15 protein-coding genes and 1 pseudogene are annotated in these 15,412 nt (G+C 29.0%); 11 read left to right on the top strand and 5 right to left on the bottom strand.

What is annotated here, in order from left to right:
* The first annotated feature begins 205 nt into the window (after positions 1 to 205).
* The 11 genes and pseudogenes from hisG (at position 206) to ACN5J4_RS02190 (ending at position 10,851) form a co-directional block, all read left to right on the top strand.
* Positions 206 to 1,063: an ATP phosphoribosyltransferase gene (gene hisG / locus ACN5J4_RS02240; protein WP_418650544.1), complete on the top strand. Its 858-nt coding sequence runs from the start codon at positions 206 to 208 to the stop codon at positions 1,061 to 1,063.
* A gap of 23 nt (positions 1,064 to 1,086) precedes the next feature.
* Positions 1,087 to 2,376, top strand: a complete 1,290-nt coding sequence (gene hisD / locus ACN5J4_RS02235) for a histidinol dehydrogenase (RefSeq protein ID WP_418650543.1) — start codon at positions 1,087 to 1,089, stop codon at positions 2,374 to 2,376.
* Positions 2,369 to 3,394, top strand: coding sequence for a histidinol-phosphate transaminase (gene hisC, locus ACN5J4_RS02230; RefSeq protein ID WP_418650542.1), 1,026 nt, complete (start codon positions 2,369 to 2,371; stop codon positions 3,392 to 3,394). The genes hisD and hisC overlap by 8 nt, the downstream gene beginning before the upstream one ends.
* Before the next feature lie 53 nt (positions 3,395 to 3,447).
* Positions 3,448 to 4,581 (top strand): bifunctional histidinol-phosphatase/imidazoleglycerol-phosphate dehydratase HisB, encoded by a 1,134-nt coding sequence (hisB, locus tag ACN5J4_RS02225; RefSeq protein ID WP_418650541.1) that lies wholly within the window; start codon positions 3,448 to 3,450, stop codon positions 4,579 to 4,581.
* A 21-nt stretch (positions 4,582 to 4,602) separates the two neighbouring features.
* Complete coding sequence (hisH, locus tag ACN5J4_RS02220; protein WP_418650540.1) at positions 4,603 to 5,184, top strand: imidazole glycerol phosphate synthase subunit HisH; 582 nt, start codon at positions 4,603 to 4,605, stop codon at positions 5,182 to 5,184.
* Positions 5,185 to 5,193: 9 nt separating this feature from the next.
* A complete protein-coding gene (hisA, locus tag ACN5J4_RS02215; protein WP_418650539.1) occupies positions 5,194 to 5,907 on the top strand; it encodes a 1-(5-phosphoribosyl)-5-[(5-phosphoribosylamino)methylideneamino]imidazole-4-carboxamide isomerase in 714 nt (237 codons plus the stop codon).
* Complete coding sequence (gene hisF / locus ACN5J4_RS02210) at positions 5,901 to 6,653, top strand: imidazole glycerol phosphate synthase subunit HisF (protein WP_418650538.1); 753 nt, start codon at positions 5,901 to 5,903, stop codon at positions 6,651 to 6,653. The genes hisA and hisF overlap by 7 nt, the downstream gene beginning before the upstream one ends.
* On the top strand, positions 6,650 to 7,234 hold the full coding sequence (gene hisIE, locus ACN5J4_RS02205; RefSeq protein ID WP_233900287.1) for a bifunctional phosphoribosyl-AMP cyclohydrolase/phosphoribosyl-ATP diphosphatase HisIE: 585 nt from the start codon (positions 6,650 to 6,652) through the stop codon (positions 7,232 to 7,234). Before hisF ends, hisIE begins: the two co-directional genes overlap by 4 nt.
* A 193-nt stretch (positions 7,235 to 7,427) precedes the next feature.
* Positions 7,428 to 8,393 (top strand): annotated as a pseudogene (locus ACN5J4_RS02200) (fasciclin domain-containing protein).
* Positions 8,394 to 8,522: 129 nt separating this feature from the next.
* Positions 8,523 to 9,674: a class I SAM-dependent methyltransferase gene (locus ACN5J4_RS02195; RefSeq protein WP_418650537.1), complete on the top strand. Its 1,152-nt coding sequence runs from the start codon at positions 8,523 to 8,525 to the stop codon at positions 9,672 to 9,674.
* A gap of 265 nt (positions 9,675 to 9,939) precedes the next feature.
* A complete protein-coding gene (locus ACN5J4_RS02190; RefSeq protein ID WP_418650536.1) occupies positions 9,940 to 10,851 on the top strand; it encodes an EamA family transporter in 912 nt (303 codons plus the stop codon).
* 150 nt (positions 10,852 to 11,001) lie between these two features.
* Here ACN5J4_RS02190 and ACN5J4_RS02185 read toward each other — a convergent pair whose 3' ends face one another.
* The 5 genes from ACN5J4_RS02185 to ACN5J4_RS02165 are packed head-to-tail and all read right to left on the bottom strand — an operon-like array spanning position 11,002 to position 15,407.
* Positions 11,002 to 11,817, bottom strand: coding sequence for a DUF1853 family protein (locus ACN5J4_RS02185; protein ID WP_418650535.1), 816 nt, complete (start codon positions 11,815 to 11,817; stop codon positions 11,002 to 11,004).
* A gap of 44 nt (positions 11,818 to 11,861) precedes the next feature.
* Positions 11,862 to 12,764 carry a tRNA (adenosine(37)-N6)-dimethylallyltransferase MiaA gene (gene miaA / locus ACN5J4_RS02180; RefSeq protein WP_418650534.1) on the bottom strand — a complete coding sequence of 301 codons (903 nt, stop codon included), beginning with the start codon at positions 12,762 to 12,764 and terminating at the stop codon, positions 11,862 to 11,864.
* A complete protein-coding gene (locus tag ACN5J4_RS02175) occupies positions 12,765 to 13,580 on the bottom strand; it encodes an ion transporter (RefSeq protein ID WP_418650533.1) in 816 nt (271 codons plus the stop codon).
* Positions 13,581 to 13,613: 33 nt separating this feature from the next.
* Positions 13,614 to 14,711 (bottom strand): exonuclease domain-containing protein, encoded by a 1,098-nt coding sequence (locus ACN5J4_RS02170; protein WP_418650532.1) that lies wholly within the window; start codon positions 14,709 to 14,711, stop codon positions 13,614 to 13,616.
* 30 nt (positions 14,712 to 14,741) lie between these two features.
* On the bottom strand, positions 14,742 to 15,407 hold the full coding sequence (locus ACN5J4_RS02165) for a YggS family pyridoxal phosphate-dependent enzyme (RefSeq protein WP_418650531.1): 666 nt from the start codon (positions 15,405 to 15,407) through the stop codon (positions 14,742 to 14,744).
* Positions 15,408 to 15,412: the final 5 nt, after the last annotated feature.

Here is a 15,412-nt window from a genome sequence, read left to right as displayed (position 1 = left end):
TCATCAAAATAAGAACATGAATTTTAATCAATTACATCATCATCATTCTCATATTTGCACTCAGGCGAACTAAAGATGTATTGACTAAAAACAACATATATTTTAAACCCGTTTGAGCAAATCAAGCGGGTTTTTTATTTTTAAAAAATAAAGTAAACTACACGTTGAAAATTTGCTCAAATTAAATTGATAAATAAAAATTAAGATGAGTAAATTAAGAATTGCAATTCAGAAATCAGGAAGATTAAACGAAGATTCATTAAGTCTTTTAAAAAGTTGTGGTATTTCTATCGATAATGGAAAAGACCAATTAAAAGCCGCAGCAAGTAACTTTCCATTAGAAATTTTTTATCTTCGAAATGGTGATATTCCTCAATACTTAAAAGACGGTGTTGTTGATGCTGCTATTATTGGCGAAAATTTATTAGTTGAAAAAGGAGGGGATATTCAGTTTATAGAAAAACTAGGTTTTTCTAAATGTAAAGTATCTTTAGCAATTCCTAAAGGAGATAAATATACAGGGTTATCATATTTTCAAGATAAAAGAATAGCTACATCATACCCTAAAACAGTTCAAGATTTTTTAGCAACCAAAAATATCACATCTAAATTACATATTATTAACGGTTCTGTAGAAATTGCTCCAAATATTGGATTAGCAGACGGTATTTGTGATATTGTATCAAGTGGCTCTACCTTATTTAAAAACAACTTAAAAGAAGTAGAAGTTATTTTACGATCAGAAGCTGTTTTAGCTGTTTCTCCAAAATTAGATGAAACTCAAAAAGAAATCTTAGAAAAATTACAGTTTAGAATTCAATCAGTTTTAAAAGGAAGGCGCTCGAAATATATTTTGTTAAATGCACCAAACGATAAATTAGAAAAAATTATCAGTATTTTACCAGGAATGAGAAGCCCAACGGTATTGCCATTATCAGAAAAAGGCTGGAGTTCGGTGCACTCAGTTTTAGATAAAGATGAGTTTTGGGATGTTATAGACGAGCTTAAAAAGAATGGAGCTGAAGGTATTTTAGTATGTCCTATTGAAAAAATGGTTGTTTAATCAGTGTTTTAAGAAGAAATAACATGAAAATTATAAAATATCCAGCAGTAAAAGATTGGAAACAGCTTTGTAAAAGGGCAACCTTAAATCAAAATAATTTACAAGAAACGGTTCAAAATGTTTTAAATGATGTCAAAATCAATAAAAATAAAGCATTAACAAAATATGCCGAATTATTCGATAAAGTTTCTTTAACTTCTTTTGAAGTAACTAATACAGAAATTGAAGAAGCTGAAAAATTAGTTAGTTCGGAGTTAAAAGAAGCAATTCAATTAGCAAAAAGTAACATTGAAGTTTTTCATAATTCTCAAAAAGAGGAAGAGAAAAAAGTTGTTACTACTGCGGGTGTTACTTGTTGGCGTAAAAGTGTTGCTATTGAAAAAGTTGGTTTGTATATTCCAGGAGGGTCAGCACCCTTGTTTTCAACTATTTTAATGCTAGCAACTCCTGCAAAAATAGCAGGTTGTAAAGAAATAGTATTGTGTACACCTCCTAATAAAGAAGGAAAAGTACATCCTGCAATTTTATATACGGCGGCATTAGTTGGTGTTACCAAAATTTTTAAAGTTGGTGGAGCTCAGGCAATCGGAGCAATGGCATATGGTACAGAAACAATTCCTAGTGTATATAAAATATTAGGTCCAGGAAATCAGTATGTAACAAAAGCGAAAGAATTAGTTCAGCAAGAAGGGCTTTCTATTGATATGCCAGCGGGACCAAGTGAAGTTTTAGTTATTGCCGATGAAACATCAAACGCTGCATTTGTAGCTGCCGATTTATTATCGCAAGCCGAACACGGAGCAGATAGTCAAGCGGTTTTAGTAACAACATCATTAGAGGTTTCAGAGAATGTACTTGCCGAAGTAGCGAAGCAAGTAAAAGAATTACCGAGAAAAGAAACAGCTGAAAAAGCATTAGAAAATAGCTTTGTAGTTGTTTTAAATTCTTCGGATGAAATGATTTCTTTTAGTAATGTATATGCACCAGAACATTTAATTATTGCTTCTGAAAATGCATCATTATATATTGATAAAATAGTAAATGCAGGTTCGGTATTTTTAGGGAACTATAGTTGTGAAAGTGCTGGAGACTATGCAAGTGGTACAAATCACACGTTACCAACAAACGGTTATGCTAAAAATTATAGTGGTGTTTCTTTAGATAGTTTTATCAAAAAAATTACTTTTCAAGAAGTAACAAAGCAAGGAATAAGTACTATAGGAAAAGCAATTGAATTAATGGCAGAGGCCGAAGGTTTACAAGCACATAAAAATGCTGTTACTTTAAGATTAAAAGATATTGAGAATGTTTAATTTAGATAAAATAGTTCGCGCTAACATAAAGAAGTTAAAAGCATATTCATCGGCAAGAGATGAATTTAAAGGTGAAGCAGAGGTATATTTAGATGCGAATGAAAACCCTTTTGGAACATTAAATAGGTATCCAGATCCTAGGCAAATAAAAATTAAAGAACGATTATCAGTACTTAAGAAAGTTGATGAAAATCAAATATTTATAGGAAATGGTAGTGATGAAGTAATTGATTTAGCATTCAGAATTTTCTGTGAACCAGGAAAAGATAAAGCGGTAACATTTTCGCCTACTTATGGTATGTACGATGTTTCTGCAGGTATTAATGATGTTGAGTTGATTAAACAACCGTTATTAAATGATTTTCAAATAAATTTAAATCAACTACAACCATATTTAGATATGGAAGAAGTGAAAATTATATTTATTTGTTCGCCAAATAACCCTACAGGAAACTGTTTTGATGATGAAACAATTGAATACATATTAGAGAACTTTAATGGAATTGTAATTATTGATGAAGCTTATATTGATTTTAGTTCAAGAGCTTCTTATAGTACTAAATTAGAAAAATATCCAAACTTAATTGTAAGTCAAACTTTCAGTAAAGCTTGGGGGTTAGCAGGAGTAAGAGTAGGTGCAGCATACGCAAATTCGGAAGTTATCGATTTATATAATAAAGTGAAACCACCTTATAATGTGAGTACTTTAAATCAAGAAGCTGTAATAGCATCTTTAGATAATTTAGCTCAGTTTGAAATCAATAAAAATAGTATTATCAACGAAAAAGAAACGTTGATAAAAGCGTTAAGCGATATTAAATTAGTTAAAAAAATATATCCTACCGAAGCTAATTTTATTCTGATAGAAGTAACGGATGCAAATGTAATTTACAATAAATTAGTAGCCGATAAAATAATTACCAGAAACAGAAATACGTTAGTAGATAACTGTTTACGAATTACGGTAGGAAGTATAGACGAAAATAAACGATTAATCACAGCATTAAAATCAATTTAATAATTATCACTTCAAAAATAAATTAACGGAGTATTTTTATTGAAAATCAGCACATGAAAAAAGTATTATTTATAGATAGAGACGGAACTTTAATTAAAGAACCAGCAGACGAACAAACAGATTCATTTGAAAAATTAGCCTTTTATCCGAAGGTATTTCAAGGATTAAGCAAAATAGCTAAAGAATTAGATTTCGAATTGGTTTTAGTTACAAATCAAGATGGATTAGGAACAGAAGTGTATCCAGAAAATACTTTTTGGCCTGTACATAAATTTGTAATGCGCACATTGGCTGAAGAAGGAATTGTTTTTTCAGAAGAAATTATTGATATTACTTTTGCTAAAGATAATCAGCCTACAAGAAAACCAAATACAGGTTTGTTAACAAAGTTTTTTTCGGAAGAATATGACTTAGCAAACTCATTTGTTATTGGAGATCGTTTAACAGATGTTGAATTAGCTAAAAATTTAGGAGCAAAAGGGATTTATATAAATGATGAAACTTTTTTAGGGACTGATGAAATTACAGTAAAAAGAAGTGAATTAGATTATTTTATAGCCTTAGAAAGTAGCGATTGGAATGCTATTTATGAGTTTTTAAAGTTAGAAGAAAGAACAGCTGCTATTGTTAGAAATACTAACGAAACTAAGATTGATATTAAATTAAATCTTGATGGAACTGGTAAAAGTAACATTAGTACAGGAATTGATTTTTTCGATCATATGTTAGATCAAATTGCACGTCATGGGCAAATGGATTTAGATATTCAAGTTAAAGGAGATTTAGAAGTTGATGAACACCACACAATTGAAGATACTGCAATTGCTTTAGGTGAAGTTTTTAATACTGCTTTAGGTAATAAATTAGGAATAGAACGTTACGGATTTTGTTTACCAATGGACGATTGTTTAGCGCAAGTAGCTATTGATTTTGGAGGTAGAAATTGGTTAGTTTGGGAAGCAGATTTTAAAAGAGAAATGATTGGTAAAATGCCAACAGAAATGTTTTTTCACTTTTTTAAATCATTTACCGATGGCGCAAAATGTAATTTAAATATAAAAGCTGAAGGTGATAATGAACACCATAAAATTGAAGCTATTTTTAAAACATTTGCAAAAGCAATAAAAGTTGCTGTAAAAAGAGATAGTAGTAAAATGATTTTACCATCAACAAAAGGAATGCTATAAATTTTATCATTGAAAAATAATATGATTGCAATTATAAAATACAATGCAGGTAATATACGTTCGGTTCAAAATGCTATTACTCGTTTAGGGTACGATAGTATTATAACAGATAATCCTGATGAAATACGCCAAGCAAAAAAAGTAATTTTTCCTGGTGTTGGTGAAGCAAGTTCGGCAATGGCGTATTTAAAAGAACGTAAATTAGATGAACTTTTAGTATCGCTAACGCAACCAGTATTAGGTATCTGTTTAGGGTTACAACTTATGGGAGTGTTTTCAGAAGAAGGAAACACAAAATGTTTAGGTATTTTTAATACGGTAACAAAAAAGTTTCCGCCTTTAGAAAAAGTACCACACATGGGATGGAATAGTTTCGCTGAAATTAAACCATCAAAAATAGTAGAAAATTTAAATAGTAATGATGATGTGTATTATGTACACGGTTTTTATGCAGAAGTTTGTGAGCAAACGATAGCAACCTGTAATTATATACAGCCATTTAGTTCAATTATGCAAAAGGATAATTTTTATGCGATGCAATTTCACCCAGAAAAATCAGCAAGTATTGGTGAAAATTTATTGAAAAACTTTTTAGAATTATAAAATAAGAAAATGAGAATTATACCTGCCATAGATATTATTGATGGAAAATGTGTACGCTTAACAAAAGGTGATTACGCAACCAAAAAAATATATAACGAAAATCCTGTTGAAGTAGCCAAAGAATTTGAAGACAACGGAATTGAGTATTTGCATTTAGTAGATTTAGATGGAGCTAAATCACAACATATTGTAAATTATAAAATATTAGAACAAATTACAGCTAAAACTAATTTAAAAATTGATTTTGGTGGTGGATTAAAATCTGATGAAGATTTACGTATTGCTTTTGAAAACGGAGCTAGTCAAATAACTGGAGGTAGTATTGCTGTTAAAAATCCTGACATTTTTACAGGATGGTTAACTAAATATGGTAGCGATAAAATTATTTTAGGTGCCGATTGTATCAACAGAAAAATAGCAACTCACGGTTGGTTAGAAACATCAGAAGTAGATGTTGTTGACTTTATAAAAGAGTACGAAAAAATAGGTGTAAAAAATACTATTTGTACAGATGTTGCTAAAGACGGAATGTTACAAGGTGCTTCTGTAGATTTATATAAAGAAATTTTAAGTAAAAGCGATGTAAATTTAATTGCTAGTGGGGGTGTTGCTAGTATTGACGATTTAATAGAGTTGAAAGAAATAGGTTGTGAAGGCGCTATTTTAGGAAAAGCTATTTACGAAGGTTATATCAGCTTAAAAGAATTACAAAAGCTATGTTAAAAAAAAGAATAATACCTTGTTTAGATATTAAAAACGGAAGAACTGTAAAAGGTGTTAATTTTGTTGATATTAAAGACGCTGGTGATCCGATAGAATTAGCAAAACAATATGTAAAAGATGGCGCTGATGAATTAGTGTTTTTAGATATTACTGCTACTTTAGAAAACAGAAAAACACTAGTTGATTTAGTTGAGCAAATAGCACAAGAAATAAACATACCGTTTACAGTTGGTGGTGGAATTAGTACTGTTGAAGATGCATCAAAGTTAATTCAAGCAGGTGCAGACAAGGTAAGTATTAATTCATCGGCAGTAAAAAATCCGCAGTTAATTACCGATTTAAAAAACAGATTTGGAAGTCAGTTTGTTGTAGTTGCTATTGATACTAAACATGTAAATAATAGATGGAAAGTATTTACAAAAGGAGGTACTCATGAAACTGAATTAGAAACAGTTGCTTGGGCTAAAGAAGTAGAAAAGTTAGGCGCAGGTGAAATTTTATTAACTTCTATGAATAGTGATGGAACCAAAGCAGGTTTTTCAATTGATATAACAAACTCAGTGAGTAGTGCTATTAATATTCCAGTTATAGCATCAGGAGGAGCAGGTAAAGAAGTACATTTTAAAGACGTTTTTACCAAAACACAAGCTAGTGCAGGTTTAGCAGCAAGTATTTTTCATTTTGCAGAAATTCCTGTACCACAACTTAAACAATACTTAAAAGAACAAAATATACCAGTACGATGAATATAGATTTTACAAAAGGAGACGGTTTAGTACCTGTAATAATTCAGAATGATACCACATTACAAGTTTTAATGTTAGGGTATATGAATGAGGAAGCGTTCTTAAAAACAAAAGAAACTGAAAAAGTTACTTTTTTTAGCAGAAGCAAAAGTAGGTTATGGACAAAAGGCGAAGAGTCTGGTAATTTTTTAGCTGTAAAAGATATTCAAATCGATTGCGATAACGATACTATTTTAATAAAAGCAATACCAGCAGGACCAACGTGTCATAAAGGAACTACATCATGTTTTGCTGATGAAACTCCAAAAGGTTTTTTATATGAATTAGAGCGTATTGTTTCTGATAGAATTGATACTGATCATCCAACTTCATATACAAATAAATTGTATAAAAGAGGAATTAATAAAGTTGCTCAAAAAGTTGGAGAAGAAGCTGTAGAGCTTGTTATTGAAGCAAAAGATAATGATGCTGATTTATTTAAAAATGAAGCTGCCGATTTATTTTATCACATTGTAATTCTTTTAAAAGCAAAAGGTTTTACGTTAAGTGAAATTGAAGCAGTTTTAAAAGAAAGAAATTAATGTTTAATATTTTTGTATTATAGTTAAACATATTATATATTTGGATAACGCTTTTAATTAAATTTAATAAGCGTTATTTTTTAATCAAAAAACAAATTGTTTATGTTTTTTGATTAAAGATTAAACAATGTCTGGTTTAACCGAAAAAAGACAATAAATACAGAGTAGGTATTAACGTAAAATTATTATTAAAATGATTATTAAAAAATTCAAAAGTATTGCGGCACTTGGTTTATTATTAAGCTTTTCATTTTTAACATCGTGTGATGATGATGATTCTAACGATGGATTAAATAATGATTCAAAAGATATTGTTGAAATAGCATCAGCTACTCCATTATTAAGTATTCTTGTAGAAGCTGTTGTAAAAGCTAATTTGGTAGATGCTTTAAAAATGGAAGGTCCATACACTGTTTTTGCACCAACAAATAGCGCTTTTCAAGATTTGTTAGATTCAAATAGTGATTGGAATACTTTAAATGATATTCCGGCAGAAACTTTAGCTACAGTATTAAAATTTCATGTTTTAACATCAAAAGTAGCATCAACAGATTTATCAGATACTTATGTTAAAACTTTAGCAACAGGACCAAATGATGAAAGCTTATCATTACAAGTTGAAACAATAGGTGGGGTAACGTTTAATGGAGATGCTACACCTATTACAGTAGATGTAGAGGCTAGTAATGGTATTGTACATATTATAGATAAAGTAATGTTACCACCTAATGTTGTAACATTAGCGTTAAATAATAATGGTTTTACAAGTTTAGTAGCTGCTTTAACAGATACCAGACACACAACTGATTTTGTATCAGTTTTAAATGGAGATGGCCCATTTACTGTATTTGCACCAACAAACACTGCCTTTCAAGCTTTATTAGATAGTAATGCTTCATGGAACTCTTTAGGTGATGTGCCAATTGAAACTTTAGATGCAGTATTAAAATACCATGTAGTAAATGGTGCTAATGTTTAAGCATCTGAATTAAAAGATAATCAAGAAATTACAATGTTATCAACAGGAATGTTAACAGTTGACTTAACTGATGGAGCTAAATTAGAAACTTCAAGCATGCAATCGGTAACCATTTCCTCTACAGATGTACAAGGAAAAAATGGAGTTATTCATGTAATTGATACTGTTCTTTTACCATAATAAAAATAATAATTTATGTTTAAAACGATAATAAACAAACTTGTTTATTATCGTTTTTTTTTAAAACAATATTTTTTATTTTAATTACTTATTACCCATAAAATAAAGCATATTAACTATTTTTGCAAAATGAATGAATTTCAACAATTAAGTGATACCTTAAACCAAAGTGTTTTAGATAATAATTTTGTAAAACTAACGCTAAGTAAACCTATTAAAAAAAGTGATGGATTACCAAATGTATACGTTCGTTTGGTAAAAATAAAAGGAACAGAAATGTTTCAATTTACCTATCATTATACTACAAATGATAAGGTTAAAAACTATACAATTACTGAAGCTATTACCGAAATAGAAATTTTATTGATGGATAATTTTAGAGCAGCAACGTTGTTTACATTATCTAAAGATTTATTGATATTTATTTCTAAAAGAAAACTAGTTTCTTATCGTGAAAATGCTGCTAGTTTCAAACATAAATTACCAGAAACACACGATAAACCAAAAGAGCGTTTAGCCGAAGCAGGAAGTTATTTACATCATTTAGGAATTACCGATAAAGAAGGAAAGGTTATTCATAAAATGGCAGATAAATACCGTCAAATTAATAAGTATTTAGAAATTATTGAAGGCTTATTAAAATCGACCAAATTGCCAAAACATATTAATATTGTTGATATGGGGTCGGGTAAGGGTTATTTAACATTTGCTTTGTATGATTATTTGGTAAATCAAAAAAAATACAGTGCAACTGTAACAGGTATTGAGTTACGTAAAGAGTTGGTAGCTTATTGTAATAATGTTGCAGAGAAATCAGCATTTACTAATTTATCATTTGTAGCACAACCAATTCAAGAATACGATAACAATAAAATTGATATTTTAATAGCATTACATGCCTGTGATACAGCTACTGATGATGCTATTTATAAAGGATTATCAGCAAAAGCAGAACTTATTATTTGTGCGCCTTGTTGTCATAAACAAATCCGTCAGCAAGTAAAAGGAAAAGAGCAGGAGAGTCCGTTATTAAAATACGGAATTTTTAAAGAGCGTCAGTTTGAAATGGTTACCGATACCATTCGTGCGTTAATTTTAGAAAAAAATAATTACAATACCAAAGTATTTGAATTTATAAGTAACGAACATACGCGTAAAAATGTAATGTTGGTGGCAAGTAAATCTATAAAAAAGAATGATACCTCAAAAATTGATGCTAAAATAGCAGGTTTAAAACAAGCATATGCTATTGAAAATCATTATTTAGAAACACTTTTATAATTTTTTTTAAAAAGTATCTTAAAAATCACCTGTTTGGTGATTTTTTTTGCTTTAAAACAATTTAATTTGTGTTTTAGAAAGGCAAAAACTATGTTTTAGTACTAAGTTACGTTAGTTAGCCTAGCCCCGATTGTAGCATTTGTTTGAGCTCTTTTTTATTTTTCTTAAAAAAAGCGAGTGCGAAAAGCGGGAAATAGCTACTAAAATATAAATACCTTACATATTATAAACATTGAGTATTTTTACATATTAAAATATAGCACACATGAAAAATTCTAAACTATTAATTATAGCAGCTTTTTTTTCTATATACATAATATGGGGCTCTACTTATTTATTTAACAAAATAGCAGTAACCGAAATACCACCTTTATATTTAGGAGCAATTCGTTTTTTCTTTGCAGGTTTACTAATTATTTTGGTAGCTAAATTTATGAATTTACCTTTAAAAATAACTAAAAATCAGTTTATAAACTCAGCCATTGCAGGTTTTTTATTTTTAGTATACGGAAACGGAGTTTTTGTATGGGCTTTAAAATATGTTGATAGTGGTTTTGCTGCCTTATTAGCATCAACACAACCGTTGTTTGTATTGTTTTTATTACGCTTAATAGATGGTAAAAGATTACAAAAAAAATCTATTATAGGTGTTTTATTAGGCTTATTTGGAATGTATTTATTGGTTAGTCAGCAAAAAATTACTACATCAGAGGGTAGTGTTTTGGGTATTTTTATGATTTTAACCTGTGTGCTTAGTTGGAGTTATGGTAGTGTTTTTGTGTCTAAGGCAAATTTACCTAAAAATCATTTGGTTAGCACTGGTTATCAAATGTTAATAGCTGGTTTTTTATTAGCAGTAGCAAGTTTTGTGTTTAATGAAACGTGGATATTACCATTAAAATGGTCGTATAAAACACAAGGATCTATGTTTTTTTTAATAATTTTTGGTAGTATTATTGCTTTTACAGCTTTTAATTATTTGCTAAAAGTAGTTTCTCCAGAAAAAGTTTCAACATCAGCTTATGTAAACCCTGTTATTGCTATGTTTTTAGGTTGGAGTTTGTTAAACGAGCAATTAACCAAACAATCTGTAATCGCTTCAGTAGTTTTGTTAACAGGAGTTTATTTTATAACTTCACGTAAAAGATCTGTAAAAACAGTTTCTAGAAAAGTATAATAGCTGTTTTTAGAAGCAATTTCCTGCTTTTCGCACTCGCTTTTTTTATTTTTTCGAAAAGAAAAATAAAAAAGAGCTCAAACAAATGCTACAATCAGGGCTACTAGGCTTTTTTACAAGAAACAATATTTTGATATTTTAAAGAATAATTTACCACCAAATAACAAAAAATTTAATAAGCTGTCCGTTTGTTTTTTTTAACCAACAAAGTGGCGCTCTTTTCTCAGTTAAAAACGTTTGAAGGTTTGTTGTAAAGCTATTAAAACTTAACCAATCAATATTTGTATGAGGTTGTACTAGCCAATTATGTTTATTTGGAATATAAAACTTGCAGTTTTTAAATTGGTTTAGTTCAAGTAAAGTAATATAAAAACCAATAATACAATCGTTGTTTATTAAAGGAAGTTCTTTTCCGTAATCTTTTAATGGTACAAATAATTGCGCTTTAAAATACAGTTGTTGTTTTATTTTTTCAGCATCTAAATTTAGATTATTTAAATAAGGTAAACACTGTTCAGAATAGAGTAGTGGTAGTTGTTTTTCTTTTAGTTTTGTTAATTTTTGTACTAAAGAATCTTTTTTGTTAGGACCAATCCAGCGTTCAATTTCTGTTTCTCCCACGGAATTATTATATAAATAAAATTTGTAAATAATTTCTAAATGAATTGGTTCTTGATCTTTTAATAATAAACAATCTAATTCGCCAAGCGTTATTTTTTCTTGTTGAATTTGTATATTTTCAGCTATTATTTTAATGAGTGGGTTTTGCTGAAGTTCAAAAGTAACAAAACGTTCTACCAATTTACCTAAACGTGGTTTTTTGATAATAGTTGTTGTAAAGGAGGCTGTATTATTAGAAGTTATTTCAAATTGATGTAAATTAAAAACACCTTTTCCATTCCATAGAAAAGGTGTTTTTAAAAATCCTTCGTATTGTAATTGCAAATCTTTAGAATAAATATCCATCAATAAAAATATTTTTGATACTGTTAAAAAATGCGATACTATTTTTAAATTTTAGCTTCTAAAGTATCTATAATATTTTGTGTATTATCTTGAAAATCGAACCAAATTATTTCTTTATCCTTTCGAAACCAAGTTCCTTGTCTTTTAGCAAAACGACGCGTGTTCTTTTTAATTTCTTCAATAGCAAATTCTTTGGTGAAATTATCATCAAAATACTCGAATAATTCACGATATCCAACAGTTTTTAGAGCTGTTAAATCTTTATGAGGATACATTTTTTTAGCTTCTTCTAACAAGCCATTCTCCATCATAATATCAACTCTACAATTAATACGATTGTACATAATTTCTCTGTTGGCAGTTAATCCAATTTTTATCGATTGAAAAGTACGGGGTGCTTTTGGTTTATTTTTAAAAGAAGCATATGTTTTACCAGTACCAATACAAATTTCTAAAGCACGCATTAATCGATGCGGATTATCAATTGTAATTGTATTATAAGTTTCAATATCTAATTGTTTAAGTTTTTTTTGAAGTGGCTCAATGCCGTTTTCTTCTAACTCTTTAGTAAGTGATGTTCTTATGGAGGTAGCTACTTCTGGAAAATAATCTAATCCTTTTAAAACGGCATCAACATATAATCCGCTACCGCCAACCATAATTTGAATAGGATTTTTGATAAAAAGTTTTTCTAATTTTGAGAGTGCATCTTTTTCAAATTGCCCGACCGAATATTCTTCAAAAATGCTTCTATTTTGAATAAAATGGTGAGGAGCTGCAGCTAGTTCATTGGTGTCAGGAACAGCCGTTCCAATGGTCATTTCTTTAAAAAACTGACGAGAATCGCATGAAATAATATCACAACCAAAATGTTGCGCTAGTTTTATACTGAGTGCTGTTTTTCCAATAGCGGTTGCGCCTACAATAGTTATTAGTGTATTTTTCATTTAAATATGTAATTTACTTCCGCAATGATTACAATATATAGCATTGTCTTCATGTCCTTCGGTACCACAGTTGGGGCAGGCTTGTGTGTTTAATGATATTTTTGTTTTTACAATTTCAGAACTTACTATTCCTGTTGGAATGGCAATAATAGCATATCCAATAATTACTGTAATACTAGCTATAAATTGACCTATTGCAGTTTGTGGAGCAATATCTCCATAACCAACAGTTGTTAAGGTAACGATAGACCAATAGATGCTTCTAGGAATACTTGTAAAGCCGTTTTCGGCACCTTCTACAAAATACATAACAGCCCCTAAAATAATACATATAATAAGTACAAAGTATAAAAAAACACCAACTTTAGCTTTACTAGCATTCAGTGATTTTATTAATTGATTAGATTCGCCAATGTATCTAGAAACTTTAAGAATTCTAAATATTCTAAGCAGTCTAAAAGCTCTTAAAGCAACTAAGCTATGAGAACCAACTAAAAATAATGATAAGTATTTAGGAACAGTAGATAAGAAATCTACAATACCATAAAAACTAAAAATATATTTTGATGGTTTTTTAATTGATATTATTCTTGCAAAATATTCAATGGTAAATAAAAAGGTTATAATCCATTCAGAAATATTTAATAAATCATGATATTTATTATCAATACTCTCTACACTTTCAAGCATTACTAATAAAATACTTACTAAAATAGCTATTAATAAAACAACATCAAATAATTTACCAGCAGGAGTATCTGCTTCATATATTACTTCATGTAGTTTCTCTTTCCAGTTTTTTACTTCGTTTTTCAAAAAAAAATATATTTAAAAATACTTAAAATAATATTATAATTCTTCTTTAAGATCCCATCGTACTATTTTAACTACTTTATTTTTAAGTAAGTAGTTTTTAATAATGGTTTTAGCTAAGTCGGCACTTTCAATAGCGGTTAACATTGATTTTAGAACAGTAAGTTGATTTTCTTGAAAAGCTAAATTAGTGTAAGCATATCCTAGAACAACATTATTTTCTATTAAAATAACAGCATGTTCTTCTGGTGTTCTTCCTTTATCAATAATTAATAAGTTATCATGATTAAAATTTTTTTCAATTTTTTTACGTTTACGAATAATATTAAATTTAGGTCGTAATTTTACAAGTTCTAAATGATATTTTAGGCGAGTGAATAGTAAATTACCTGTTTCTTCATGAGTAATATGATTAACTCTTTTTATTATTTTTAAAGCCTTAGGGCTATCTTTTAAAAATAATTTATTTACCTCTTGTTTAATATTTTTACCTCTTCCAATATATATAATAACTCCTTGTTCACTATGTATATAAAAGAGGCCTTCTTTTTCAGGTAATTGCTCTAGTATTTTTATATAGCGTTGTTTCTGATGTCTATTGTCAGCATATTTTATAGACTGTTGAATAATAGTTTTATTAATATCTTTTTCTAATAATAATTTAAATAGTTGTACTGTTGCTAAAGCATCTCCGTTAGCTCTATGTCTGTCTACCATAGGGATACCTATAAACTTACATAATTTACCTAAACTATGAGATGGGGCTTCAGGTATTAATTTTTTACTAAGCGCTACTGTACAAAGTGTATTTCTTTGAAAATCAAATCCTAATCGGTTAAATTCTGTACGTAAAATACGATAATCAAAACTCGCATTATGAGCTATAATAATACAGCCTTCCGTAATTTCAATAATTCGTTTAGCTACCTCATAAAATTTGGGTGCATTACGAAGCATTTTACTATTAATACCTGTTAATTTTACAACAAACTCTTGAATTTCTCTCTCAGGGTTTATTAAACTTATAAATTGGTCAACTACTTGATGCCCGTCGAATTTGTGAATAGCAATTTCTGTGATTCCTTCTTCATTAAATTTTCCTCCTGTTGTTTCAATATCTAAAATTGCGTACAATACTTTTTTTTTTAACTGATTACCGTAAATTTAAACAATATAATTTCGAACTCCAAAAATAGCACTACCAATTCTTACCATATTACTTCCGTTTTTTATAGCTAATTGATAATCACCACTCATTCCCATTGATAATATTTTTAAATCAGCATGTTGTTTTTTACTTTGATTAAAGAAGTTTGCTAAACTTAAAAATTCTTCTTGTAATTGTTTTTGATTACCTGTAAAGGTAGCCATTCCCATAAGACCAACAATTTTGATGTTTTGTAGCGCTAAAGTTTCTTCAGCGCTAATAATTGTATTAATTTTATCAAACGATAAACCAAATTTGGTTTCTTCTTTTGCTATACGAGCTTGTAATAAACAGTTAATAACTCTATTATGTTTTTTTGCTTGTTTGTTAATTTCTTTAAGTGTTTTAAAACTATCTACACCATGAATTAGATTAACAAAATGAGCCATGTATTTTACTTTATTACTTTGTAAATGTCCTATCATATGCCATTCAATGTCTTTAGGTAAGGCATCAAATTTAGTAACCATTTCTTGAATTTTGTTTTCTCCAAATATTCGTTGACCAGCATTGTAGGCTTCTTGAATATCTGCAATAGGTTTGGTTTTTGATACTGCAACTAAGGTTACATTTTTTGGAATAGTTTTTTGTATTTCAGTAAGGTTTTCTTTAATTCCTGTCATTATTT

This window comes from Tenacibaculum aestuariivivum, from assembly GCF_964507685.1.
In the GTDB taxonomy this organism is placed as follows: domain Bacteria; phylum Bacteroidota; class Bacteroidia; order Flavobacteriales; family Flavobacteriaceae; genus Polaribacter; species Polaribacter aestuariivivum.
Note: the sequence above shows the minus strand (reverse complement) of the source record. Positions and strands in the feature narration are given on the sequence as shown.